Genomic DNA, 26,412 nt, shown 5'->3' on the forward strand with positions numbered 1-26,412 from the left:
AATATGATGAATAGATTTAATATTGGTGACAGCTTTGAAACTACAGTTGTAGCTGTTACTGATTCCACAGTTTTTGTTGATTTGAGTGCAAAGTCTGAAGGCGTTATTGATGTTGCTGAGTTTAAGGATGAGGAAGGCAACGTAAGCGTAAAAGAAGGCGATAAAATAAAGGTTTTCTTTACCGGCGAAGTTCACGGTGAAATGCGTTTTACAACTAAAATCGGAGGAAGTTCTGCTGACGATACAATGATTGAAAATGCATTCAAGGGCGGTATTCCAGTAGAAGGTCATGTTGATGCAGAAATTAAAGGCGGTTTTGATGTAAAAATCGGTGGAAAACGTGCTTTCTGTCCATATTCTCAGATGGGCTTTAAAGATAAAAAAGAGCCTGCTTTCTATGTTGGAAAAACTCTGAGCTTTATTATTACTGAATATAAAAATGATGGAAAAGATATTCTGGTTTCTAACCGCAAAATCGGTGAAAGCGAATATGCAAATAAGCTTGGTAAGCTTGCAACTCAGATTACAGAAGGCGCTGTGGTAGAAGCAACTGTAGAAAGTATTGAAAAGTTTGGAGCATTTGTAAATATTCAGGGCTTCCGTGCACTTCTTCCAATCAGTGAGCTTTCTTTTGACCGTGTATCTGATGCTGGTGAAGTTGTTGAAGTAGGTCAGGAACTTAAAGTAAAGGTTATTAAAACAGACTGGAAAAATGAGCGTGTAAGCGTAAGTCTTAAGGCTTTGATGTCTGATCCTTGGGAGGAGGCTGCAAGCAAGTTCCCTGTTGGAACAAAGGTAGACGGAAAAATCAGCAAGATTATGGATTTCGGTCTCTTTGTAAATCTTGATAAGGGAATAGACGGTCTTGTTCATGTAAGCGAACTTGAAGGACTTAGTGCAAATACAAATCTGAAAAAGGTTTATAAGCCTGGTCAGGAAATGAGTGTTGTTGTAACAAAGGTAGATGCTGCTAATAAGCGTATTTCTTTGACTACAGCTACTTCAAAAGAACAGGATGATACTGCTGCACAGTATATGAGCTCACAGGATGATGACGGCGAAACATATAATCCGTTTGCAGCTTTGTTAAAGAAATAAGTGTTATGCCACTCGTGGATATAACTCCCGAAATATCCTATCTTCCCTCTGTTGAAAATCCTATCTCGAGCGATGTAGTTTTTATAAAACCTGCAGGCTCTGAGATTACCTGGATTTTCGACACGGGAACGACCTCTGAAGCAGCAGGTCTTATAAACTCTGTAGAAGGCAAAAAGAATATCGTTATTTCGCACTTTCATCCGGACCACATTCTGAATCTTCTGAAAGTCAAATGTGATAATCTTTATGTTACAAAATACACAAAAAAATATACGAGGGCAGGAACTGTCGTTGATTCAGACCTTACTTTTCCGGACGGTATCAAAATCTATCAGTTTCCATCCAGTCACTCAAAGGGCTGTCTTGCAATGGAATACAAGGATTATGCTTTTCTAGGTGATGCAACTTACTGTAAGTTCCGCCTTAAAGCCCGCGAATATAACGTACAGCTGCTTGAACAGATGATTAAGCGCATGGAGCTTATTGAAGCGCCAAATTTCTGTCTGAGCCACGATAAATCTTTCATTCAGCCAAAAGAAAATGTTCTGAATATTTACAAAAAGATTCTTGCTCGCCGTACCAGCGGAAATCCTGTAATCAATGTAAACGACTTTTTCAATGACGATGGTGGTGTCAAAGAAAGCGAAGATTCTCTTGGAAATAACGCAAAAGTAAAAATCTAACCACGAAAAAAGACAGGAGGGGAAGGCTTTCCTCCTGTCTTTTTTATCTAAATATCCATTTTTTTATACCGATAAATAACTATGGCAAAAAATTCATACGAAAAACCAGATTACTGGTCTCAGAAAGCTTTCTCAGAAGGATATCCTGCTCGTTCAGTTTATAAACTTAAGGAAATTGACGAGAAATTCGGAATGATTAAGAAAAATTATACTGTTCTTGATTTGGGATCTGCACCGGGAAGCTGGACTACTTTCTTACTTCGTCAGCTGGATGGTTCTGGTAAGGTTGTATCATGTGATTTGAATCCTCTGGCAAAAACTGTAAAAGGCGATAATCTTGTTTTTATTCAGGGCGATCTTAATGCTCCGGAAATCCGTAATCAGATAAAGAGTGAAGGTCCTTATGACCTCGTTGTTTGTGATGCAGCTCCAAAAACTACCGGGAATAGAACTGTAGATACTGCCCGTAGCGAACAGCTCGTTGAAATGGCTATCTGGTATGCTCAGACTATGCTTAAACCTGGAGCTAATTTTTGTGTAAAGATTTTTCAGAATGGAGATCAGCAGAGGCTTTTAAAGCTTATGCGAGAAACTTTTACTTCTGCCAAAGGTTTTAAACCTGAAGCCTGTCGTGCAGAATCGTTTGAAACTTATCTGGTGGGGATTTGCAAGAAATGAGTGAAAAGATTGGAGAAAAGTCGTTCCTTAAAAAGTGTGAAGCGACAATTGAGGCCGAACGAATATCTGAAAAAAAATGCTTTATTTCTGAAAAAAGGCATTGTATAATTAAGAAATTGGTAAAAAGTATAGTTATGAGTTTTAAATCTAATTCTATACAAGTCGTTTGTCTCTCTGTTCTCGGTTTTTGTGCTGGGGTGTTTTTAACTTGTGTTTTGATTACAGCACGCCGTCCTGATTCACGCCATGGTGTCGGTGGTCTTGAAACTACTGCCGAACCGGAATATGAGGAAAATCTTTCTTCACTTCTTGCATCTGTAGAAAAAGATGTAAAATCAGCAGATATTATTGATGCTGATTCAAATATTGCTGCTGAAGAGCTTCTTGCAGAGGAAGGTCTGGCAGAAAAATCCTTTGATTCTGATTCTTCTATTATTACATATCAGACTTATCGCGTAAAATCAGGTGATATGATTGGTTTTATTGCTGATGCTTTTGATGTAACTCAGGATACAATTATCAGTGTAAATAATATCAAGCAGAGTCGTCTTATTCAGCCTGGTCAGTATCTTAAGATTCCTTCAATGCCTGGAATCATTTATACGGTAAAGAAAAACGGTGAGACTCCACAGACTATTGCAGATAAATACAAGGTTAATGCAGAAAAATGTGCAAATGCAAATTATGTAAGTCTGGATACTGAGCTGAAGGCAGGAACATCACTTTTTATTCCAGATGCTGAGCTGGACTGGGCAACACGTCAGGAAATCAATGGAGATCTCTTCAAAAAGCCTCTTCATGCGCGTTACTGGCTTTCTTCTAATTATGGCTGGCGTAATTCTCCATTTAATGCAGGTGCTCGTACCTTCCACGGTGGTATTGATATGGCTGTAAGTAGTGGAACTCCAATTTATGCAGCTTTGGACGGAACTGTTTCTGCAGTCGGCTATAATGCAACTTATGGTAACTATGTAATTATTACTCACCATTCAGGATATAAAACCCTTTACGGCCATATGAAGTCTACTGCGTGCCGTAAAGGTAATTTCGTTTATACAAACACTGTAATCGGTTATGTAGGATCAACTGGTATGAGTACCGGTCCACACCTCCACTTTACAGTTTATAAGAACGGTAAGACAATAAATCCGATGACGGTGCTTAATTAGTTTCTTACCAGTTTCTTCTGCATCATATATTCATCGAGCAGAGTTCCGTCTTTCAGGCAGATTGCTGAAGGACGGCGACCGATGATTTTGAATCCCATCTTTTCGTAAAGAGCTCTGGCTCTTGTATTGCCTTCAACAAAATCAAGCTCAAGAATTTGAACATATGGCTTATTCAACGCAAGTTTTTCCATTTCTTCGAACATGCGGGTGCCAATTCCGAGGTTCCAGTATTCCTTGCACAGTGCAATTGCAACGCCTGCGCGGTGTCTGAGTTTTAATTGAGAGCTGAACTGAATGCCACAGTTTCCTGCAACTTTTCCGTCAACAATGCAGATCAGCATAGCTTCATCTTCAGATGCATTCTTACGCTCAAAAAGGGCTTTTTCTGCTTCATAAGTATACTTATCGCATTCTTCAGGATAACGCAAAATAAACTCGGTTTCGCCGGCAGAAATTTTAAGATATTCAATTACTCCATTGATATCTTCTTCACGTGGGGAAAGAATGGTAGCAGTGCGGCCGTCTTTCAGTTTAAAGTCAAAAGGTTTAATAGTCATAGTTGTACCTCACATAATTAAAATTTCTGCCAGATCATACGACCGGCGTTATTATATTTTGACATCTTAAATATATTTAAAGATTTGTGCAACTTCCACATATCTGTAAAATTCGCTATAATCTCGCTATGGAAACACGAAACATTTTTGAAAACCTTTCTTGTATCGATCACAGATACTCTTTGTCGGAAGCCGATGCATTTGCCGGCCTTTCTAAGTATATTTCCGAAGAAGCTTCTATCCGCTCTTGTGCAAAATGTGAAGCTGCTCTCGTAAAAGCTCACCTCAAACTTCGCGGAAAATTGACTGATGAAATTGCAAAAACTCTTGATGATGTTGCTGCAAACATTGATCCTCAGGAAGTTTACACAGAAGAAGAAAAAACAAAGCACAATATCCGTGCTCTTGTAAACGTAATGAAAACTAAGGTTGATTCAGAAATCGGACCACTTATCCATCTTGGTGCTACTTCAGTTGATATTCTTGATACAGCCCTCAGCTGCCGTATGCGTGATGTAACACAGAACGTCGTACTTCCAGAACTTAAGAAACTTGAAAATTATCTCTGCGACATTGCAGAACGCGAATGCGCAACTCCACAGGTTGGCCGTACACACGGACAGCATGCTGTACCTATCACTTTCGGATGGAGCATTGCTGAGTTCGTAAGCCGCCTTGGAAAATCAATCCTCCGCATCGAAGAACTTTCTAACCAGCTTGTTGGTAAATTGGCTGGTCCTGTTGGTTCTTACAACGGACCTTCAATGATCGTAAAAGATCCTGAAGAACTCGAACGCACTTATACAGAATTCCTTGGTCTTACACCATCTGAATATTCAAATCAGCTTGTTGAACCTGAATACGTTCTCCGCCTCTTGCTTGAGATGAACGTTGCATTCGGAATTATAGCTAACCTTGCAGATGACCTCCGTAACCTTCAGAGAAGCGAAATCGGTGAAGTATTCGAATACTTTGCTGCAACTCAGGTTGGTTCTTCAACAATGCCACAGAAGAGAAACCCATGGAACAGCGAGCACGTTAAGTCTTTGTGGAAGGCTATGTGTCCACGCGTAATCACTTTCTATATGGATCAGATTTCTGAACATCAGCGTGACCTTACAAACTCTGCTTCACAGCGCTTTATTGCAGATTATGTAAGCGGATTTACAATGGCAGTTGCACGTATGAACAGCGTTGTTAAGGGACTTCAGGCTGATAAGGAAGGCATGGCTCGTAACCTCGAAAATGCCGGTGGTAAGGTAAAGGGCGGCGTTCTTGCAGAACCAGCTTATATCTTGCTTGGAGAAGCTGGATACAACGACGGCCACGAAGTTATCCGTAAGATTACTTTGGAAGCTGAACAGAGCGGAAAGACTTTCTTCGAAGTTCTCAAAACTCACGAAAAAGAATATGCAGACATCACAGCTCAGCTTGAAAAGCTTGGGGTTGAGAATCCTGCAAACTTCTTTGAACATCCAAGCAATTACTGCGGACTTGCTGCAGTGAAGTCTAAGAGACTTGCTCTGAAGTATAAAGAATTGATGAAATAAAATAGAAAAGGCAATCAGTTATTCTGATTGCCCATTTTTTTATGGTAGTTTACAGTTTATTTACCCTGAATGTTTTCAACAGTAAAAGATGGATCATCAGAAGGAGTGAAAATCAGTTCTGCAGCTTTTGGATCTGCAATTGTTCCTTTTACGATTTTTGATGTTGTATAAACATCTGATTCTGTAATAAAAGTAAGCTTTGTGATTGTTTTTCCTACAAGTTCATGCTGAGGGTAATAATCATTGGCTGCAGGAGCCTTAAAGCCAATCTGTTTTTTGCCCCAGAAGAAATTACTGAGTGTAGTAAGACCATACTCTTTGCCATCTGAATCAGTTGCAATAATTGTCTTTAATGTGCTGAGCGGCTTGTCTGTAAGCACTTCTTCATCATTTTCATCTTTAGTAACAGTTTTTGCAATTTCTGCACCTGAAAATTCTTCGAGTTTTACAACTTTGATGCTGGTTTTAGTTTCAGAAAGTTCTTCTTCGGATTTATACAAAGCGATTGTTGGAGAAAAATCATGATGGGCTTCTCCGGCTGCAAGAGTAACATAAAGAGTTCCCATATCTTTTGGACTTGCCTTGATTTTGCTGAAGGAAACTTTATCAGCAGATTTAGCTGCTTCTTTATAATATTCTGGAGTTTCGCTCAGGATATAGTAGCTGTAATCCGGAGACTGGAAAAGATTCTGCTTTCCACTATAACGGATTGTAGAAGCACCACGGCCCGAAATTGTTAGATCGAAGGATGCTGAATCATCTGTAATTTCTGTTCCGCCCAGACTCTTCAGCAGTTCTTTTGAAATCTTTACAGGGCAGGTAATTCCTCTTGCAACAGCTTGTGCTGGTGTTGTTTCAATGTGGTATGTACCATAGCTCATTGAACCATTAGCAACCTTTTGTGTTGCTGATGTATAAGCGTCAAAATTTCCGTCTGTAGTTTCTGACTTGAAGAATTCTTCATACGGAATATTAACAAGTGCATATACTGAATCATCGGCAGGAGGATTATCCTGATTTCCGTGATTACAGCCACTTAAAGTTAAAGCAAACATTACGGCTAACAGACCGTAGTTGAGTAAACTTCTTTTCATTTTATTACCTCGAATTGTTATGAAATAAAGTTAGGTGATACTAACTAAAACTAATATATCCTAATGTTTTATGTTAAACAAGTAAGTTTTAACTAACAAATTTGTTTTTTTTACTGAAAACTTATTGATTACATTCTGTGGATTTGTTAGATTTTTTTTGTGAACAAAAATACATTTATAATTTTCCTTTTTATTTCTTTTCTTTTTATTTCCTGCGGTCAGGTTAAAACTTCAGAAAGTTTTACAGCCATGAATACGTATATGACTGTCAGTATTTATTCGAGTTCTTCAAAGAAGGGGAAGAATGTATGCCGTGAAATTCAGGAAAAGGTGTGTGAGCTGGAAGGTATTTTGTCTACTACGCTTACTGATAGTGATGTGTATCAGTTAAATCATAATAAAATACTTAATGCGCCTGTAAATCCGGAACTATCCGAGATTCTTGGTTTTTCAAAACAGATGTATTTACGCACCGGTGGTGCTTTTAATCCTGCGCTTTATCCTGTTATCCGGGAGTGGGGCTTTACTACAGAAGAGTACAAGGTTCCTTCGCCAGAACGTGTTCAGGAACTTCTTTTGAATACGGATTTTTCGAAGGTAGAATGCAATACTGCAGGCCTTTTGCTTTCTGATAGAATGGAGCTTGATTTTGGAGCTATTGGAAAAGGTTATGCTGCAGATAAGGCTGTGGAAATATTAAAATCAAACGGAATAAAAACTGCACTGCTTGATTTTGGCGGAAATATTCAGGCGGTTGGAAAAAAGCCGGACGGAAGTCTATGGCGTGTTGGAATTAAAAATCCGTGGGAAGGCGGTGCTGCTGCAGCCCTAAGTGTTGAGTCAAAGGCAGTTGTTACAAGCGGTGGCTATGAGCGATATTTTGAAAAAGACGGTGTGCGTTATATTCATATCTTTGATCCGAAAACTGGCTGTCCGAGCAACAGCAATCTTGAAAGTGTAACAATTGTCTGTGAAAGCGGAAAATATGCAGATGCTTTAAGTACTGCTCTTTTTGTTATGGGAAAAGAAGTCGCAATAGATTTTTACAAGGCTAATACTGATTTTGATTTTGTGCTTGTTACAAAAGAACGAGAACTTATTTACAGTGCGGGACTTAGCAGTTTTATAAAACCGCTAATTGAATTTTCCCGCATTGAGTGTGTATCTGATTAGTTTATTTGTCTGTAGAATTCTGCTTTAGTAAATCACGGATTTCTTCAAGAAGAATTGCTTCGTCAGATTTTACAATAGCAGGTGGTTCTTCAGGTTTTTCCTGTTCCTTTTTCTTGAACTTTTCGAAAATCTCAATAACAATAAAAATACAAAGTGCAACAATCAGAAAATCTACAACAGTCTGAATAAAGTTACCGTACTTAATTTCTGATTCGCCGATTTTTATGCTCAAAGATGCAAAATCAAGTTTACCGAGTGCAAGTCCGATAAGCGGCATAACAATATCATTTACAAGACTTGTTACAATTTTTCCGAATGCACCACCGATGATTACACCGACAGCCATATCAATTACATTTCCGCGGGAAATGAATTTCTTAAAGGCACCGAGTTCCTTTTTAGCAGCTCCAAGGCCGTTCTTTATAGTTTCCATATTTTCCTCCTATAAAAATGCCGGGCATATAACCCGGCATTTATTTTTTACTTCAAGTTGATCATTGATTTGTCATAATCTGTTGGTGGAACAAAGCCCATCAAAGTCATGAGAGTTGCAGGCCAAGAAGAGATTCCAAGACCGCTGTTGAGTTCAAGTTCGTATTCTCCCTTGTACTCTGGGTCGTAGATGATACCTGGAACTGGGTTCAATGAGTGAGATGTCTTTGGCTTTGGTTCGCCGTCAGCACCCATAGCAACTGAACCGTCCTTCTTGTGCTCGTACATATCGTCTGAGTTTCCGTGGTCAGCTGTAAGACAGAGGATACCACCTGCCTTTTCAATAGCTGCCTTAAGACGGCCAAGCTGGAGGTCCATACCTTCCATAGAACATACAACAGCGTTGAATACACCAGTGTGTCCAACCATATCACCGTTAGGGTAGTTGAGACGGATGTGGTCATATTTTCCGCTTTCAATAGCTTCGATTACTTTGTCAGTAATTTCAGCACACTTCATCCATGGGCGCTGTTCGAATGGAACAACATCAGATGGAACTTCAATATATGTTTCAAGATTCTTGTCGAATTCACCAGGGCGGTTACCGTTGAAGAAGTATGTAACGTGACCGTATTTCTGAGTTTCAGAAATTGCCATAAGATGAACACCAGTCTTTGTAAGATATTCACCCATAGTGCGGTCAATGCTTGGTGGGTTTACAAGGAACTGAGCTGGCTTGTGGTTATCACCATCGTATTCCATCATACCTGCATATTCAACAGCAGGGCGGCGTACGCGGTCAAAGTGAGTAAAGTTGTCTTCTTCGAATGCTGCAGTAATTTCAAGAGAACGGTCTCCACGGAAGTTGAAGAAGATTACGCTGTCGCCGTCTACGATTGGTCCAACAGGTTTTCCGTCTTTTGCAATTACGAACTCGTGCATATCCTGATCGAGAAGGCCAGCGTTTTCGTTACGGTATGTATTGATAGCTTCAGTAGCGCTTGCAAACTGACGACCATCAGCCAAAACATGAGCGTGCCATCCGCGCTCTACCATGCTCCAGTCAGCACCATAGCGGTCCATAGTGATGTACATACGTCCACCACCAGAAGCAATCTGATAGTCTACATCGCTGAACTCAGCAAGGAATTTTTCGAGTGGTTCAAAATATTCAAGAGCAGATGTTGGAGGAACATCACGTCCGTCCAGAAGAGCGTGAACGCGGAGAGTCTTTACACCTTCTTTGTGAGCCTGAGTAATCATAGCCTTAAGGTGATCAATGTGAGAGTGAACGTTTCCGTCAGAAACAAGACCCATAAGGTGGAATGTAGTTTCTTTGTCCTGAACGTTCTTTACAAGCTTCTTCCATACAGCACCTTCAAACATGCTGCCAGAAGAAATTGATTCACCAACAAGTTTAGCACCCTGAGCAAATACACGACCACAACCCATAGCATTGTGACCAACTTCAGAGTTACCCATATCATCATCACTAGGAAGTCCTACTGCAGTTCCGTGTGCCTTAAGCTGAGTGTGAGGGCAGTTCTTTGTAAACCAGTCCAGATACTTCATTTTAGAAGCCTTAACTGCATCTCCCTCTTCATACTTTCCATATCCAACGCCGTCCATAATTACAAGGACAACAGGACCACGACGACCCTTCCAGTTAGGGTTCTTTTCCAATGCATGCATTGTGTCTGCCATTTGTATTGCTCCTATAAAAATATATCAAATTAAACAATATTTACTATAATAATGAAAAAATAGATGTTTTACAACGAGGCAAAAAAAAAGCCGCGTTTCACAAAGTGAAATGCGGCCTCTAATTTATTCAGAAGAATAAATGGAATTATTCAGAATCTTTTGTAATAGTGATGGTCCTGGTTTCACCATTCTCAGTTTCTGTAATTATATACTCTGTTTTATCGTCATTTGAAGTAATATGTGCGCTTGAAGGTATTTTTGAAAAATCATAATTTCCTTTCATTTCTTCAAGTTCTTCATTTGTAAATGTATTAGTTATTAAAATCTCTTCGTTTTCACTATCATATGAGTAAGTATCAAAAGATAACATATTTAAAAATTCAATTTCGTTTTGAATTTCTTCATCTGTCATTTCAGAAAAATCCATTCCAGGAAAATTAGCTTTTGTATAAACAGTTGTGGTTGTTCCAGATGTGAAAACATAATTACCATTAGTAATAGTTGCTTTTAATGTAATAACAATTCTAGAAAGTGTTGGTAATTCAAATTCGGTTACCATAGTCCAGTTTCCATCAGAAAGAGTAATTGACTGGTAACTATTATCGTCATTATTTTTACATCCAATAAATAATGCTATTGAAAGCAAGAAAATTCCTAACATTTTTACGAACTTATTCATTTAAGCCTCCTTAAGAAATTAGTTCAAATTTAGTAATTACTATAATACTAATGGAAAAATTACTGTTTTACAACAAAAATATAAAAAGCAGTCTTTCACCAAGTGAAAAACTGCTACTGTTCAGTTTTTTTCTAACGATTAGTTTTTACTTAAATAAATTGTTGTAATTCTTGTATAAGGTTCTGATTCTGTACTTTGACTATTTTCATCCGGATTTATCAATTTTGTAAGTGTAATAATATATCGTGTATTTGAAGAATTTAAGGATACAAACAGGCAAAAAAAAGACCCGAAATCTTGCGATTTCAGGTCTTGATGGAGAATAGGGGGTTCGAACCCCTGACCCTCGGCTTGCAAAGCCGATGCTCTAGCCAGCTGAGCTAATTCCCCAAGGAATGAGTGTATAATATAGAATTTCTTTTTTTTGTTCAATACATTTTTTCAAAAATCATTTTCATTCTTGCGAATATAGGGGTTATGGCTTATAATTGAGGATATTATAGGAGACTTTTTATGAGTGATGGATTGGATCCAGAAATTGCAGCGCTTTTATCACAATCAGAAACTGGAGACTCGGCAGATAATGCAGTAACAGATATTTCAGATTCTGGAATGTTCAAATCTCCTTCTTCTGGAAGTAAAGAAACTTCTTCAAGTTCAGCAGGTTCTGTTTCTGTAAGATCTCTTCATGAAGTTGATTTAAGCCGTACTGAATTTGCACCTATCGAAAAGTTTACAAACGATACTCCTTCAGAAATATTTAACGATACAAAATATTATAAGACAGCACTTACTGGTGAAAATCAGTCAGCTCAGCGTGTTCATCAGATTCTTTCAAAATATCTTACCTGTCAGGATCCTAAAGACCGCGCTGTTTACCGTCAGCAGATAGTAACATCTTATTGGGAACTTCTTCGTGGAATGGTAGGTAAGATGGGATATACTGATACCCCGATGCCAAAGAAAATGCTGGTTCGCTTTGGCGTTGTTCTTCCTTCTCTTTTCAAACAGGAAACAAAGGATTTCTTTTCGAAGATTTTTGTTGAAAACCGAGAAGGTGAACCAATCATGTATGTTGATGAATGGTTCAAAGAGATTGCATCGGGCCGCATGAACAATTCTGCAACCGATGAAAAGAAGCAGGTGAAAACAGCCAATATGACACCTGATCAGGCTGCTTCTGCAGAACAGTCTCGTCTAATGCAGCTTCAGTCAAAGAACTCTGGAAAAATGCAGAGTACTGAAAATATCCTGAACATCAAAGAAAATGAACGCCGTATGCTCGAAGGTGAGCTTAAGCGTGATATAGAAGATTTGTGTGAGCATAATCAGGTGCTTGGACTTGAAAATCATTCTGCTGGATATACAGAAATGCAGCGTAAGCTTCTGCCGGAAATTACAGATATTCTGCATCGTCTTTCAAAGAATGATAAAGAGCTTTCTAAGGTTCTGGAAGAATTCAAAGAGGCAAAGGCAACTTACGATAATGTTCAGGACAAAATCAATGCAGGTGGTGGAGCAGCTGTAACAACAAATGATACAGAAGCCGTTAAGATAGAGTTTGAAACTGTTCGCCAGATGGCAAAAATGACAGTTGGTCGTCGTGGTAATCAGTTCCCTATTTTTACACGTGAATTCTACCATTGTACTGAGCGTGGTACAGGTACCCGTGAAAACGTAATCGATGTTCTTACATGGATTGAATCGCTCGATCCGGGAGTATTTCACAGAATACATAAGAATGTTCCAAACCGCATTGTGCCTTATGTTCTGCTTGTTCCAACTTATGGAGACCGTGGTTTCTGCTGGGAACCTTTCGACCGCTATAATCGTGTAACAAGCCGTGGACGTATTGTTGTTCCAATGTATCCTAAGGATTTAAAGATTGCCGTTCTTACAGCTGTAGCTGATTTACGCTGGCAGGTTGCTAAGGAAAAGGCTTCGTATTACTGGATGGAAGAAGGTCTTACCGGTCAGTACTATCAGCATTTTGACCAGATGAAACTGAAGGGTGATGTAAAGGAATTCTTTATTGAAGATTACATTCTCTGGATGACAAAGGAATCTACTGGTGTTCAGCGTCTGGACAAGGATGTTCGCGGAATCTTCTGGCGTAATATGCCATTCCCTAAGCCTCTTAAGGAAGAACTCCGCAAACGCTCTCTTGTTTATGATGAGCTTTGTAAGAAAGATGCCAACCGCGAAATGTCGGATGGTTATTGATTTCCCGTTACTCGCCGCTTAATGCAATTACAGGATCCAGCTTTGCCGCACGGCTTGCTGGATTCAGTCCAAAGAATATTCCCACAAATACCGAGAACACAAAAGAAATTATGCAGGCGTTCGTGCTGATAATCAGTGCGTTCGACTGTACATATTCCACTGCAAGACTTACGATAATTCCGACAATTATTCCAATTATTCCACCGAGAAGGGTAATGCTTGCTGATTCAATCAAAAACTGCTGTCTTATATCTGCAGGGCTTGCACCAAGGGCTTTTCGAATACCAATTTCCTGTTTTCGTTCAGTAACCGTTACAATCATGATATTCATAATTCCAATACCGCCAACCAGAAGGGAAATTGCTGCAATAGCACTGAGCATAATACTCATTGTACTTGTGATTTCGCTCATCTGTTCCAGCATAGACTGCATACTCATTACATTTACAGAATATTCTGAACCTGTCTTTTCTGTGTAATAGCTTTTGATTTCAGTTGCCAGTGCAACAGCTTTATCTGAAGAAGTTGTCTGAACCATTACAGTTGCTGCAGCCGGATTCGGTTTAATCTTCTTTGCGTAAAAGCCGCGGGGAATAAATGCAGAACCATTTTCCATACCTGTAGTCTGTTCTTTAAGTACGCCCACAACTTCAAAATTAAAAGTAGTGTTGCTTGCAACAAGAATTACCTGTTTGCCGACAGCATCTCCAGCAGGAAAATAGTTTTCTGCAGTATCATGATTCAAAATGATTTTCTGAGTTCCTTCTTCATTATCAGTTACAGTAAAGAAACTGCCTTTTTCAAGTTCAAGATTGTACATTTCCAGATAGCCTGTTTCAATAGCACTGCAGTTTACAGATGATGAAGTTTCTCCGTAAGTCATTGTTGCATTAAGCGTATTTTTGTACCAGATTTTTTTGATGTTTTTGATATTATCAAAAAGGTCTGTGCGGGCCGCTTCATCAAAAGTAACAGAAGAGGAATTTCCGCGGCGGCTCATAAAACCTGCACTGATACTTACAACATCAAGGCCGGCACTTCCAAAAGTGTCCTGAATCTGCTTTGTAGAACTGCTTCCCATACTTGTGATTACGATAACTGAAGCAACACCGATAATTACACCCAGCAGAGAAAGGAAGGTTCGTGTTTTATTGCTTTTGAAGTTTTTGAAAGCATTTATGAAGTCTTCTAACATGTGTTACTCCGTTACAATCTGACCGTCGAGAATTTTTATACAGCGTTCTGTAGATTCACCGATTCTCGGGTCGTGGGTTACGATAATTATGGTTGTGTTCTGCTCATTATTGATTTTGCGGAACATTTCCATAACCTGTTTTCCAGTTTCTGTGTCCAGAGCTCCAGTCGGTTCGTCTGCCAGAAGAATCTTAGGTTCTGTTACCATGGCGCGGGCAATAGCAACACGCTGCTTCTGACCACCCGAAAGCTCATGAGGTTTATGATGAATGCGTTCTCCAAGACCGACAGCCTCAAGAGCTGCCTTCGCTTTTTCAATACGAACGGCGCGGTCAACTTTCTGATATTTCAGAGGAAGCATAACGTTTTCAAGAATATTCATTGCAGAAATCAGATGATACTGCTGGAAAACAAATCCGACCGTTTTATTACGCAGAACTGCAAGTTCCTTTTCTGTCATAAGGGCAGTCTCGCGGCCATTTATCTTTACAATTCCCGAAGTAGGGCGGTCCAGACAGCCAATCATATTCATGCAGGTTGATTTTCCTGAACCGGAAGGTCCCATGATAGAAACAAATTCTCCCTGATGAATATCAAAACTGATTCCCCGGAGCGCATGAACTTCGTTTTCTCCCATGACGTAAGTTTTAACTACGTCCTGTAAGCTGACTACAGTTTCCATGATAAGCCTCCAGATTACATCGGACCGCCAGGTCCACCACCTGGGAAGCCACCTGGCATACCACCAGGCATTCCGCCGCCACTGTTTTTATTCTTACTGTTTCCACTTGAAGAACCTGGTCTGTTTCTATTCATGCCGGAAGCACGTGGTTTTGACTGCTGAATCAAAACTTCTCCACCTTCAAGGCCTTCAAGAACCTTTACGTATTCAGAACCATAAGGCTGAACTTTTACAGATTTTTTCTGTTCACCTTTAGCAAGTACAACAAATGGCTGTTTGTTTTCATAACCTATTGCATAGCGGGAAACAACAACATATTGCTCTGTTGGACTGATTTCAATTTTTCCAGTGAAAGAAAAGTTTGGAAGAATTTCATCAGGATAATCATCTATACGAAGTTTTACTTTTACAACAGTTGCGCCACGAGATGTCACAGTACCAATTGCAGGCCAGCCTGTTACATAACCTTTTACAGTTTCGTTGCTGTATGCTGGGAAAGTAAAGTTTACAGTCTGACCGATTTCAAGCTTAGAAACATCTGTTTCAGTTACTTCAACTTCAGCAGTCAGATAGTCGATGTTTACCAGAGTTCCAACTTCATCCTTAGCTTCGAGAGAATCTCCAACTGCAACATCGAGATCTGCAATAATTCCATCAAAGGTTGCAGTAACCTTGCGGTCTTCAACTTTCTGCAGCAGCGAATTCCGCTCCGTTTCCAGCAGCCTCAACTCACGCGCCGAGGCGGTCAACTTCTTAGTTGCCATGTTGTATTCCTGCTTTTCGAGGTTGTAAAGCTGCTCCGAATCATCCAGCTGAATGATGATATCGCCTTTCTTTACTTTATCACCGGCCTTTACATAAACCGCAGTAACAGTACCCGCACTGCGAGCCTGAAGAGTCTGTTCCTGAGCTGCAGCAACAGTACCTGAGATTTCGATTATATTTTCATAAGTCTCAACATTTGCTGTATAGAAAACCTTTTCAGTTCCAGAAGAACTTAAAAGAGTTTTTAGTAAAACAAGCCCAATACCAATTACTACCAGAACGGCAGCGCAGATTATTATGATTTTAATTTTCTTTTTCATTTTGTTACCTCGTTATCAGGAATAAAGTTCATAACAACATCATCGTTATACATAATCAAATCAATCTGATTCATTACTTTTTTTACGATATAAGAATTAAGATTTGTTTTTGCTGAAAGGTAATCGCTTTCGGTTGTAAAGCCCTGCTTATACATTGCAGCAAGATCTCTTTCCAGATCTTCATACATCAAAAGATTTTCTTGTACAGTTTTCTGTTCCCAGAGAAGTGAATCGAGCTTCTGCTGAGTTTCTACGATTAAGGTTTCGTAATCAATTTCTGCAGTTTCTATTGCAAGCAGTTCCTGTTCCTCTGTAAGGGAATCCTGTTTTTTAGAAATTGTATTTTTACGGAATGTATTAGGATTGAGGCTGATACTAAAATTGAGGGCAGGGTAGTTTGAAGTTCCACCTATAGGCATACTTACACCGGCTCCAAGTGAAAGCCCTCCGATGCTTCCTGTAAGTCCTGCATCAATTGAATCTGAATCAGTTGTTGAATTATCAAAGGTATAACCGGCTGTAGCAGAAAGCGAATAGTTCTTATTTGTGCTTCGCTCCATGATGTTAATCTTATAAGTCCATTTTGCACTTTCAATAGAAGTGTAGTTTTCCTTATCAAAATCAAGAATGTTCAGTGGTGTGCTTACTTCAATATCAGATGGAACCAGAGTCATAAGGTCTGTGTTATCATCTATCTGAATGTCATAACCACACTTTTTATAGAAGACAATAAAGTCATGGATAAAAGAATGCAGGCTGCTTTCAATATTGTGCTCGTCTGTAATTACTTTAAGTTCTGCTTTTCTGTAAGTAGAAGATGCTTTTGAATACCCCTGAATCTTTATTTTTTCAAATTCAAGAGTATCACTGTAAAGGTCTTCTTTTGCACTCATAATAGAGTTAATAGAAGAGAGAAGGGCTTTGAGTTCAGTATAGAATTCTTTTTCAGCTGAAAGAACCCGCTTGCCAAGTTTGCGTTCTGCTTCAATAACAGAGCGTTCTGCTTTTAAAAGGGAGATCTTGTTTGTAAGAGCTGAAGAGGAAATAATGTCTACTCCAAGTGAAACTGAAGTATCAGAAATTGAAGTGTCATCAGTTGTGTAGTTTACATTTGTCTGAACTGATGCAGAAAGATTTGATGCCTGTGGAAGTTCTGCTTTTACAGAAGGTTTTGCAGATATTGTAGTTCCGTCTTCTGAAAGTTTTATAGTTATGTTTCCACTTGCAAGACTAAAATCAAAACCTTTGTCGATTTTTGTAGCATCATAAGAAAGCTGTGTCTTTTTCGCAGCAATAGTAAGATTTTTTAGTTCGTAATCGTTTTCAATATATGAAAGTAGAAGTTGTGTTGTATCCGGCAAAGCTGTTGATGTTGTTTCAGCAGCGATGTTAAAGCCCAGAGTGCACAGTACTGTAATAATCAGCAGTTTCCTTTTAATCATTAATATCTCCTGTTGTATCTACATATATAAAAATGGAAATTTGAAAAAAGGAAACAGGTTTTTGGTGAATCTAAGAAGACTCTTAATGATTCTTATTTTTACTTAAGATTCTGGAGAATTCCGATTATGTCTGCTCCACCGATGAATGTTCCGAGTGTACTTCCAAGAGAAGAAAGAATAAACACCAGAAGAGTTCTTAAAATACGGTTTCTATAGAAGCCTTTAAGAGAAGATACATCTTCCTGAAGGTTTTCCATATCACTAACCTTTGGTTTACATACAATTGCCTGAACAATAGCTGTACAGAAACCAATTCCTATAAAAGGACAGAGGGAAGTAAATGGAGCTCCAACAAATCCAACGAGAATTGCCAGTGGATGTCCAAAGGCTACTGCTGTAAGAATTGCAGCCGGAATAGCATTCCAGAGGAACCAGGTAGAAAGAATCTGTGTTCCTGCATGAACTCCACCATATACAAAGCCTGCAATAATCAAACCGATAATACAAGCAGGAATTAACACTGCAAGAATTTTACCAAAAATACCAGGCTTTGGAAGAACTTCAAGTTCCGCTACATTTGAAGAAGCCTGTCCGGCTCCGAGTTTTTCAAGATATGCCTGTACTCCAGGTAAGTGACCTGCTCCAAGAACGGCAACAATATTATTACCTTCTGATTCCCAGATTTTTGAAGCAAGATACTGGTCTCTTTCATCTATTAAAACTTTCTTGATAACAGGCATGTAATCAGAAAGTTCATCCATCATAGAGTCCATTTCATTACGCTGCTTAAGCTTTTCAATTTCTTCTGGATCAACTTCTTCTTTGCTGAATGCGCTTGAAATAAGAGTTGCAAGAAGCTTGCATTTTCCCCAGAAACTGTTTTTGCCCCAGGCTCGTTTAAGGGTAATCTGAATAGGGCGGTCTACAAGAGTACAGCGGATATTGTTTTCTTCTGCTGCATTCATTGCCGCAATCATCTCATCACCTGGCTTTACACCGGCATTAAGACCCATTCTGCGCTGATATGAAGAAAGCATGATATTTGCAAGCAGAAGGAATCCCTGCTTCTTTTTAAGAACCTTTACCAGGTCCAGCTGACTGTAACGTGACGGATTTTTAATAGAATCTGCACGTTTTTCATCAAGCTCTACGGCTACGCAGTCTGGCTGTATATTTTTTATAGTTTCAGTTACTTCTTCAACACTTTCTTTAGAAACGTGTGCTGTACCTACAAGTGTTATCTTGCGGCCATTAAAGTCCAGTTGAATCTGAGTCTGGCTCATTGCATCAATCCCCATTCGGCAATCCTGTATTCAAAGAACATAGGAGCCTTCATACTTGTAACTTTAGCGTAATATTCTCTGGAGAGATCTTCCGCCTTGTTCAATTCATAATAAAGTCCCATGTAGAATAGCATTTTACCGCGGTTATTGCTATTAGTTTCTTTTGTGATTTTTTGAATCAGATTTGATTCTGCATTTCTATTGTAAGCATCGTTATAGAATCGTACGAGATCATATTCAGTTGTTTTGTTATCCAGTTTTTTAAGCTGTGCAGTAAGAACCTTTTTTGCTTCGAGAGGTTTATTGAGTTTGTACCAGCAGGCAGCAATCATAAGGCTATAGGCATAACTTGGGCTGTATTCATAAGTTTTAGTAAAGTATTTAATTGCATTTTCGTAATTCTTAGCATGGAATTCGAGAATAGCTGTAGATTCATATGCATAGAAATACTTTGGATTTGTTTCGATTACCTTATGATAGTTCTCGAGAGCTTCGTCAAACTGGCCTAAATCATCATAATTTCCGGCAAGATATGCATAGGCAAGGAAGTATGATGGATCAAGTTCAACGGCCTTTTTCCATGCATTTGCTGCATCCTTAAATTTTCCCTGATAACGGAGATATGTACCGTAGTCCATCCAGTAATCGTAGTTGTTAGGATCATATTTAAGAGCCTGCTGTACGAACTTTGTAGCACGAAGATAGTTTTCATTATCATAAGCAAGTTTTCCCATGTAGGCGAGGGCAGCTGCATTTTCAGGATCCTTGTCGAGGATTTTCTGGAAGTTGTCATTAGCTGATTTCAAATCATCTGTGTAGTAAGACATCTGAGCGTAGCCGAAAAGTGCGTCTGTATTCTCAGGATCTCCACGAAGTGCTTTTTTATATGAATCACGGGCCATTTTATACTTTTTGTTTACAGCATATTCCTCTGCTTTCTGAATATTTACAGAAGGATTGTATGGATCTGCTGCAAGAATACGGTCTGTTGATTCTTTGTATGCCTTTTTATCACCTTTTGCCCTGTTACACATAGCAATCAGTTCAAGTGCATCCATGTTTTCAGGTTCAACTGCAAGAATTTCTTCTGCTATTGCAATTGCGTTTTCATACTGGCTGTCTGAAAAATAAAGAGCACCAAGAAGATTTTTTAGTTCAAGATCGTTCTTCAAAGAAGAAGGAATCTCATCAAAATGAGCTATTGCGCCTTTAGTATCTCCTTTTGCAAGCAGTGCTTTAAGCTGCTTTACGAACTTTACGTTTGGAGGATCTTCCGGTTCCTTCTTTTTAGTTTCTTTTTTAGGTTCTGGAGTAGAAACTTCTGTTTTTGGAGTGGTGTCATCTGCAGGTTTTGAAGCACAACCTGTGATGAAGATAGTAGAGCTTAAAAGGGCTCCCGCAGCAAGAATCAGTACAATCTTAGAATTATTTTTCTTGATCATTCTTTTTACTTTCCTTTGTATATAGTTGAAATTAACCGAATCATTGGCTAAACTATTAATACAATGAGCATTCGGATATTAAAAAAAGCATTAGGACTGCTTATTGTCGATATCGTTATTATCATCGGCATTTTTGTCCTGCAATTTAGAACAGATTCCAATATTATTAAAAAAATCGGAAACCTGCAGATTACCCTTGAAGCTATTGATGAGCAGTCAGGTGTAATAGCCTATAAAAATAAGGCCAGACTTTCCTATAACGGTATCAATTTCTTTTTTGATGACCAGAATCCTGCTGTTATCACAAAGAAAGGCGTTGAATCTGCCGTTCAATTGCGAGATGTTCAACAGGAAGAACCACTCTCTATTACTTTAAACTTCACAGAAGGCGTAAAAGTTACGTTTGAACTGGCTTCTGAGGATCCAGCATCTTCTCTTGCTATTATTACTGATTTGCCGGATTCAGTTTCTGATTTTTCTATGCCTTACAATTATTCATCGAATATGAGCATAGTAAAGGCAGAAAAAGACAGCCTTGTTCTTAGCGGAAAACGTAATGCGTGGGAACTTGCAGGTCATGCTGTAAATACCGGACACTTTGATTTTACCTCTCGTAATTCTGTTGCAACTTATTCTATTTATGATGCTAATCAGAAATTTACATTTGATGATATTATTGATAATCCTATTGCAAGTCTTTCTGAATATGCAAAGACAGTTTCGCAGTTTAAGCGGGATCTTATCAATGCCTTTGAAACAAATAACGTTGAATCAAATATCACAGAACAGGTAGCAGTTTCTTATGTTGCAGCACAGGCTGAATCAAGAAAATACACAAATGCTATTGAAAATGTTCCTGAAAGTATAAAGAAGAGCAAGCAGAGAACTTATCTTTCTGCACCATATTTCAATACTCTTGAAGATATGAATAATAACCTTGAAAAGGTTATGAAAGAATATGAACGTCGAATTGCTGAAAGTGCCGACAGAGGAACTTTTGACTTATTTACTGTTCATAAGATTTCTGATTTCATTTATCTGAATCCAAATCAGACTGTTGTAAAGAAACTGCTTACAAATGCAGCTGGTGCTGATCCATATAACCTTTCAATTGCACAGATTTCTGGAATTATTCAGGTTTATGTAGATCTTATGAGTCTTTCACCGGATTATGCTTCAATTCTTGAGCCTATTCTTGATCCTTCAATTGAAAAAATTACAGAGGCATGTAAGTTTGAGGGTAATATACTGACTATTTCTGAAAATGATACCTTCCTTTCTGTAAATCAGGCTGTTGAAATCGGTATTGCACTTTTGCGCTATGGTAGACTTACTGAGTCTGAAACTCTTGAAAAGGCTGGTTATGCAATTGTTAATTCTTACCTTTCAGAGAGTTCTTCATTCGATTTGCGTACTCTCAGTAATCTTTATCCGATTGTTGCATATAATAATACCTTCTATCCTCATTTTGAGAAGATTTATGATACAAATGGAAAGATTATCTGGGCATGGACTTGTGCTAAGACAATCAGACTGGAACATGGTGTAGATCAGGATATTCTTACTATAGACTTCCCAGAGGGTGATACTCACTACATTATTATGAAGGGTATTCCTCAGTTCTACAGTATTTATATTTATGATATGGCATTCAGAACTGACCCTAGATTCGAAACTTATAATTCTTCCGGTTATGTATATAAGAAGCCTTCTGAAACTCTGCTCTTGAAATCACGTCATAAGACAGAATTTGAAAAGGTTCGTCTTGGATATCGTGCTCCAAAACCTGCTCCTGCAGTTGTAGTTGAAACTAAACCTGCTGTAGTAGAAAATACAGAAGAAACTGAAAATACAGCAGAAGCACCTGCTGAAACTGAAGAAGAAAGCAACGAATAAGAATATTAGATTTCTTCAATATAATCCTTAGAGTTCGAACGCTTAAGAACTATAAGGGTTATATCGTCTTTATATTTTTCATGTCCTATAAAATCAAAGAATTTGTCCATTATGCGGTTCATAATCATAATGGCACTTTCATGGTGATAATCCTGAAGAGTTTTGATGATTCTTTCTTTTGTGAAGTCCTTTCCACTGCTGTTAGTGCAGTCTGTAAGTCCATCTGTATAGCAGATAATGATATCATCTGGTGATGCACGGAAACTTATAGGAGGGAAGGAAACATCCAGACCTTCAACACCAAGAATACCGTATTGCTTTTCATTTTCCGGCTTTAATTCGATAACTTTATTTTCCGCAGCGCTGTACAAGAGTGGATATGGATGTCCAGCGTTTGCAAATTCTACACTACAGACATCTTTTTTATTAAATTCACTGAAGCGGAAAAGAAGACCTGTTATATAGTTTTCAACATCAACTTTTTCTTTTATATATGATTTATTGATATCCTTAAGAACGTTTGAAATTGATTCTTCCTGATTTTTTCCAGTAATAAAATGCTGGCTTATAATGCTTTTAGCAAGAATTGTCATGAGGCCAGCTGGAATACCATGACCGGATACATCAAAAATTCCCATTCCGTCAAGAATGCCGTCTGAGAAGTAATAATCATAAAGGTCGCCGGAAACATTATTATCAACAGCATTATAGGAAATCGCTAAATCCCAGCCGCGGAAAACCCTGTTTTTAGAAGGCAGGAAGTTCTTCTGAACATGGGCAACTGTTTCAAGCCCCTTTGAAAGTACATAGTTTGCTTCTGAAAGTTCTTTTGTTCTTATAGCTACAACATCTTCAAGATGATTTGTAAAGTCAGCGAGTTTAATATTAAGTTCGGTGTTATGCATATACATAGCGCCAAAACGAAGCAGAAGTGAACCAAGGAAGATGAAAAGAGTAATCTGCCAGCCATAAATCGTAAAGAAAGGCAGGTTAGGACTAAGATTTCCAAATTTTAGTACTGAATCAATGATTACGCCTGCAATAACAGGAGAAAAGCCTATGAATAAGAAAATGGCATCTTTTCTGTTTTCTTTATCAATAAGGGCTTTGATAAGCCGTGGGATACTGAAGGCAAATTGTATTGATGCAAAAAAATATAAGATAGGCATAAAATTATTAAGACTTTTTGTTGAAGTACGGGTAAAACCCCAGATTAAGGGAATAATATATATAATAAGTCTTGCAATGATAATAGCAGGAGGATTTTTTTCCTTTAAGTATGCAATGATAAATGAATTTGCAAAATATATTGTTGTAGCAGAACCTCCATAAAGGAAAAGGCGAATTACCCATGTATAAGAAAGCCATGTCGGTTTTGCCCATAAAATCTCTGAAAGGAAGAAAGGAAGGAGGAATAGAATGGTATTTAGATTTAATAGTGCGAAGAACAGATATACATTACGATTTTCATAATTTTTCATTACTACATAAAGGAAAATATAGATAAAGAAGATTACGAGCATGATTGCGGCAAAAGAAAGAATAATCTTTGCATTAAAGAAATTAATTCTTTCGCTTGCAGTATAAATATCCGGACGCTCTCCAAGATACATTTTTGTTGCAACACTTCCGAAGGCATCTGGCCATACTTTTATGAGAACTGTATTTATTCCAACCTGATCAAGATTTGATTTAGAGAACATAAAGTACTGGCCGGTAAAGCCTGCACTGTTTGCAGCCGGAGGAAATTCTCCGTATTGTCTTATGCTTATATTATTTAAGAAAAGAAGATCTGCACCACGAATATAGCCGATGTAAAGTCCAAGATCACGGTATCTAAGGTCTTCCGGAAGAACAAATTGTATTTTCAGCCAGATATAATTATCTTTATTTTCAAGAACCTTGATAAGGTTGCTCATATTTTTTTTGCTGAGAGGTTTAAAATCAAAGGTGAGTGGTAATACATCTCCAAGTTCATATTCTGGAGGTGTTTCAAGATATGATACAAAATTGGAAACGTCGTATCGTGCAGTTTTGTTATTACTGCTGCAGGCAGAGAAGGTGAATACTGTTATCAGAATGATAAAAACTGCTAAAACAGACCGTTTCATCTAAAATAACAGTATAAACCATAATAGCAAAAAAAGCGAATTTAATTAGAAGCGCTCTGCTTTTTTACCGTTCTTCTTGTAGAGTGCAGCTCCACCATTTTTGCGTGATGAAGAACGTTCTGTCTGTGCATGAACGTTTGGCTTATTTCCCTTTGCATTAAGACGGCCACGAGGTGCCTTATCTGATTTTGCAGAGTCTCGTTTACCACGAGAAGGGCGTTCACTGCGAGACGGAGCAAAATCTGCTTTGTCATTATGAGGTCTGCGAGGTCCTCTTCCGCCGTCTTTTTCATCAAAGTGCATATGCGGAAGCTTTCGGTTAGATTTTGACATCTCAATAGCTTTGCGTGCAGAAGCAACAGGAAGACTTACAAGAGAGAACTTCTGAGCAACATCGATGTCGTCTACGAGGCGGCCTGGAATATGAAGCAGTTCGCTGAAGTAGTCTGCAATTTCTTTAGCACGGTATCCGTCTTTTTTACCAAGAGAAATGAAAATACGTTTCTGATCACCGCGTGGTGCAGAAGAAAGTGTATTGATTTTTCCGTAGTGCTTTGGAGAAAGCTGATCGCCGTATACAGTTGAGAGAACTCCGGCAAGTACCTGCTGTGCATCCTGTCCTTCGCAAAGAGCTGCAGCGAGGTCTGTGAAAAGTGGAGTGAGGAGTTCAGATTTTACGGTGGATACGGTGGTTGTGCTTGTCGAAACTACCGCAGATGTCGCATCGTTGTTGAGTTCTTCGGATGTTTCGATACACTCGCTTTGCGAGCTCTCAACAATCGTATTGAATACTTTTTCCTTCAACTCTTTGATAACGCGTTCGTTCTTTACGTTCAAAACTTCGTTTACACTTGGAATTTTTCCTTCGATAAACTCGCTCTTTGTGGCCTTCTTAATATTCTTTGAAAGGAAGCCGAGCTTACGACGTTCTTCCGGACGAACGAATGTAACTGCAATACCTTCTGTTCCGGCGCGGCCTGTACGACCAATGCGGTGAACGTAAGTTGCTGTATCAAAAGGAAGAGAGTAGTTTACAACGTGAGAAACTCCCTTAATATCGATACCGCGGGCAGCTACGTCTGTTGCAACGAGGATGCGTGTCTTTTTCATGCGGAATCGTTCAAGAACTTTTTCACGCTGGTTCTGCATGATATCGCCGTGAAGGGCAGCCGCTTCGTAACCGCGGAGGTCGAGTTCGCGTGTAACACGGTCTGCATCTGATTTTGTCATTGTAAATACAAGACCATAGAAATCCGGTGAAATGTCGATGAGGCGAACAAGAGCTTCAATCTTTTCGCTTTCCTTTACAACCCAGTATTTCTGGTCGATGAGGAGTGCTTCGTCAATTACATTTTCCTCTTCGATAATGTCATACTCGCCCATAAAATCGCCGGCAATCTTGAGGATTGGGGCAGGCATAGTTGCACTGAAAAGAAGGATACGGCAGTCTGGATTAGCGTGACGGAAAATTTCTTCGATGTCGTCAATAAAGCCCATATCCAGCATTTCATCACCTTCATCAAGAATGAAGTATTTGATTTTGCTGAGGTCGAGAGTTTTGCGGTCGATGTGATCTTTAATACGTCCCGGTGTTCCAACAACAACTTCGCAGCCACGCTTGAGGTCTTTAATCTGAGCAGCGTAAGAAGCACCACCATAAAGTACAGTAGTTCGTGGATAGTCTGAAGTAGAAAAAGACTGCATCTCAGTGCAGGTCTGCATTGCAAGTTCACGGGTTGGTTCAAGAATCAAAGCTTCAACATGGTCAGACTTACCGCGTACGTTCTGAATAATAGGTAATCCAAAAGCGGCAGTTTTTCCGGTACCTGTTCTGGCACGAGCAATGAGGTTAGTATCTCCTGTAAGAAGGCGCGGAATAGCGAGCACCTGAATTGGAGAAGGTGTAACAAAGCCTTTTTTCTCAACGGCTTTCAATGTGTATTCATCAAGTCCTAAATCTTCAAAAGTTACAGTGTCTGGAGTTTCGTTTTCGATTTTTTCGTCAGTGAATGTCGAGTCTGCAGTCTGATCTGCAGTGTTTTCAATAAAATCTGTCATATAAGTTCAGATAATATACAAGAAATTGCAAAGTTAAGCAACAAATGTCAAAGTTTGCAATAGTCATAAGAGCTTCTTCATTCTAAAATAATCATCGTCAAAATTGGCTTCCGGTCGCGTATTTGCAAGACAAAAACGCGCAATATTGCGCTAGACGTTGTTTGTGGTATAGAAACTAT

General features: G+C 38.9%; 21 protein-coding genes and 1 tRNA gene. 8 read left to right on the top strand and 14 right to left on the bottom strand.

Annotation, left to right across the window (positions count from 1 at the left end; all coding sequences use genetic code 11):
• The first annotated feature begins 3 nt into the window (after nt 1-3).
• From AABJ44_RS04080 to AABJ44_RS04095, 4 genes are all read left to right on the top strand, one after another.
• Nucleotides 4-1,098, top strand: a complete 1,095-nt coding sequence (locus tag AABJ44_RS04080; protein WP_338370631.1) for a 30S ribosomal protein S1 — start codon at nt 4-6, stop codon at nt 1,096-1,098.
• Nucleotides 1,099-1,103: 5 nt separating this feature from the next.
• Nucleotides 1,104-1,781, top strand: a complete 678-nt coding sequence (locus AABJ44_RS04085) for an MBL fold metallo-hydrolase (protein WP_338370632.1) — start codon at nt 1,104-1,106, stop codon at nt 1,779-1,781.
• Nucleotides 1,782-1,862: 81 nt separating this feature from the next.
• Complete coding sequence (locus AABJ44_RS04090) at nt 1,863-2,459, top strand: SAM-dependent methyltransferase (RefSeq protein ID WP_074643132.1); 597 nt, start codon at nt 1,863-1,865, stop codon at nt 2,457-2,459.
• The gene (locus AABJ44_RS04095; RefSeq protein WP_256210350.1) at nt 2,456-3,628 is read left to right on the top strand and encodes a peptidoglycan DD-metalloendopeptidase family protein; all 1,173 of its coding nucleotides are present in this window, start codon (nt 2,456-2,458) and stop codon (nt 3,626-3,628) included. Before AABJ44_RS04090 ends, AABJ44_RS04095 begins: the two co-directional genes overlap by 4 nt.
• Here AABJ44_RS04095 and AABJ44_RS04100 read toward each other — a convergent pair.
• A complete protein-coding gene (locus tag AABJ44_RS04100; RefSeq protein ID WP_338370633.1) occupies nt 3,625-4,185 on the bottom strand; it encodes a GNAT family N-acetyltransferase in 561 nt (186 codons plus the stop codon). The genes AABJ44_RS04095 and AABJ44_RS04100 overlap by 4 nt on opposite strands.
• 128 nt (nt 4,186-4,313) lie before the next feature.
• Between AABJ44_RS04100 and AABJ44_RS04105 the strand changes: the two genes are divergently transcribed.
• On the top strand, nt 4,314-5,735 hold the full coding sequence (locus AABJ44_RS04105; protein ID WP_338370635.1) for a lyase family protein: 1,422 nt from the start codon (nt 4,314-4,316) through the stop codon (nt 5,733-5,735).
• Nucleotides 5,736-5,791: 56 nt separating this feature from the next.
• On the opposite strand, the gene AABJ44_RS04110 is transcribed toward AABJ44_RS04105, so the two are convergent.
• Nucleotides 5,792-6,829: a hypothetical protein gene (locus AABJ44_RS04110; protein WP_338370636.1), complete on the bottom strand. Its 1,038-nt coding sequence runs from the start codon at nt 6,827-6,829 to the stop codon at nt 5,792-5,794.
• Between the two features lie 159 nt (nt 6,830-6,988).
• Here AABJ44_RS04110 and AABJ44_RS04115 point away from each other — a divergent pair, with 159 nt between their 5' ends.
• Nucleotides 6,989-8,002 carry an FAD:protein FMN transferase gene (locus AABJ44_RS04115; RefSeq protein WP_338370638.1) on the top strand — a complete coding sequence of 338 codons (1,014 nt, stop codon included), beginning with the start codon at nt 6,989-6,991 and terminating at the stop codon, nt 8,000-8,002.
• 1 nt (nt 8,003) lies between these two features.
• On the opposite strand, the gene mscL is transcribed toward AABJ44_RS04115, so the two are convergent.
• The 4 genes from mscL to AABJ44_RS04135 all read right to left on the bottom strand — a co-directional run bounded on the left by mscL (nt 8,004) and on the right by AABJ44_RS04135 (nt 11,207).
• Nucleotides 8,004-8,435 carry a large-conductance mechanosensitive channel protein MscL gene (gene mscL / locus AABJ44_RS04120; RefSeq protein ID WP_338370640.1) on the bottom strand — a complete coding sequence of 144 codons (432 nt, stop codon included), beginning with the start codon at nt 8,433-8,435 and terminating at the stop codon, nt 8,004-8,006.
• Between the two features lie 47 nt (nt 8,436-8,482).
• Entirely contained in the window at nt 8,483-10,138 is a 1,656-nt protein-coding gene (gene gpmI, locus AABJ44_RS04125; protein ID WP_338370641.1) for a 2,3-bisphosphoglycerate-independent phosphoglycerate mutase, read from the bottom strand.
• A gap of 145 nt (nt 10,139-10,283) precedes the next feature.
• Nucleotides 10,284-10,817: a hypothetical protein gene (locus AABJ44_RS04130; RefSeq protein WP_338370642.1), complete on the bottom strand. Its 534-nt coding sequence runs from the start codon at nt 10,815-10,817 to the stop codon at nt 10,284-10,286.
• Nucleotides 10,818-11,133: 316 nt separating this feature from the next.
• Nucleotides 11,134-11,207 (bottom strand) — tRNA-Ala (locus AABJ44_RS04135).
• A gap of 123 nt (nt 11,208-11,330) precedes the next feature.
• Between AABJ44_RS04135 and AABJ44_RS04140 the strand changes: the two genes are divergently transcribed.
• Nucleotides 11,331-13,040, top strand: a complete 1,710-nt coding sequence (locus AABJ44_RS04140) for a hypothetical protein (protein WP_338370644.1) — start codon at nt 11,331-11,333, stop codon at nt 13,038-13,040.
• Between the two features lie 7 nt (nt 13,041-13,047).
• Here the strand turns inward: AABJ44_RS04140 and AABJ44_RS04145 are convergent, their stop codons facing one another.
• The 6 genes from AABJ44_RS04145 to AABJ44_RS04170 all read right to left on the bottom strand — a co-directional run bounded on the left by AABJ44_RS04145 (nt 13,048) and on the right by AABJ44_RS04170 (nt 20,168).
• Nucleotides 13,048-14,235 carry an ABC transporter permease gene (locus tag AABJ44_RS04145; protein ID WP_074643100.1) on the bottom strand — a complete coding sequence of 396 codons (1,188 nt, stop codon included), beginning with the start codon at nt 14,233-14,235 and terminating at the stop codon, nt 13,048-13,050.
• Between the two features lie 3 nt (nt 14,236-14,238).
• Nucleotides 14,239-14,916: an ABC transporter ATP-binding protein gene (locus tag AABJ44_RS04150; protein ID WP_177177732.1), complete on the bottom strand. Its 678-nt coding sequence runs from the start codon at nt 14,914-14,916 to the stop codon at nt 14,239-14,241.
• A 14-nt stretch (nt 14,917-14,930) separates the two neighbouring features.
• The gene (locus AABJ44_RS04155) at nt 14,931-16,001 is read right to left on the bottom strand and encodes an efflux RND transporter periplasmic adaptor subunit (protein WP_338370646.1); all 1,071 of its coding nucleotides are present in this window, start codon (nt 15,999-16,001) and stop codon (nt 14,931-14,933) included.
• Complete coding sequence (locus AABJ44_RS04160) at nt 15,998-17,443, bottom strand: hypothetical protein (RefSeq protein WP_338370648.1); 1,446 nt, start codon at nt 17,441-17,443, stop codon at nt 15,998-16,000. The genes AABJ44_RS04155 and AABJ44_RS04160 overlap by 4 nt, the downstream gene beginning before the upstream one ends.
• Before the next feature lie 98 nt (nt 17,444-17,541).
• Nucleotides 17,542-18,726, bottom strand: coding sequence for a TraB/GumN family protein (locus AABJ44_RS04165; protein ID WP_074643548.1), 1,185 nt, complete (start codon nt 18,724-18,726; stop codon nt 17,542-17,544).
• Nucleotides 18,723-20,168: a tetratricopeptide repeat protein gene (locus AABJ44_RS04170; protein ID WP_074643090.1), complete on the bottom strand. Its 1,446-nt coding sequence runs from the start codon at nt 20,166-20,168 to the stop codon at nt 18,723-18,725. Before AABJ44_RS04170 ends, AABJ44_RS04165 begins: the two co-directional genes overlap by 4 nt.
• Nucleotides 20,169-20,231: 63 nt before the next feature.
• On the opposite strand from AABJ44_RS04170, the gene AABJ44_RS04175 reads away from it, so the two are divergent.
• Nucleotides 20,232-22,064 carry a hypothetical protein gene (locus AABJ44_RS04175; RefSeq protein WP_338370650.1) on the top strand — a complete coding sequence of 611 codons (1,833 nt, stop codon included), beginning with the start codon at nt 20,232-20,234 and terminating at the stop codon, nt 22,062-22,064.
• A 5-nt stretch (nt 22,065-22,069) separates the two neighbouring features.
• Here the strand turns inward: AABJ44_RS04175 and AABJ44_RS04180 are convergent, their stop codons facing one another.
• The gene (locus tag AABJ44_RS04180; RefSeq protein WP_338370651.1) at nt 22,070-24,175 is read right to left on the bottom strand and encodes a SpoIIE family protein phosphatase; all 2,106 of its coding nucleotides are present in this window, start codon (nt 24,173-24,175) and stop codon (nt 22,070-22,072) included.
• Nucleotides 24,176-24,220: 45 nt separating this feature from the next.
• Nucleotides 24,221-26,233, bottom strand: coding sequence for a DEAD/DEAH box helicase (locus AABJ44_RS04185; RefSeq protein WP_338370653.1), 2,013 nt, complete (start codon nt 26,231-26,233; stop codon nt 24,221-24,223).
• Between the last annotated feature and the right edge of the window lie 179 nt (nt 26,234-26,412).

Source organism: Treponema bryantii (assembly GCF_036492245.1).
Lineage (GTDB): Bacteria > Spirochaetota > Spirochaetia > Treponematales > Treponemataceae > Treponema_D > Treponema_D bryantii_C.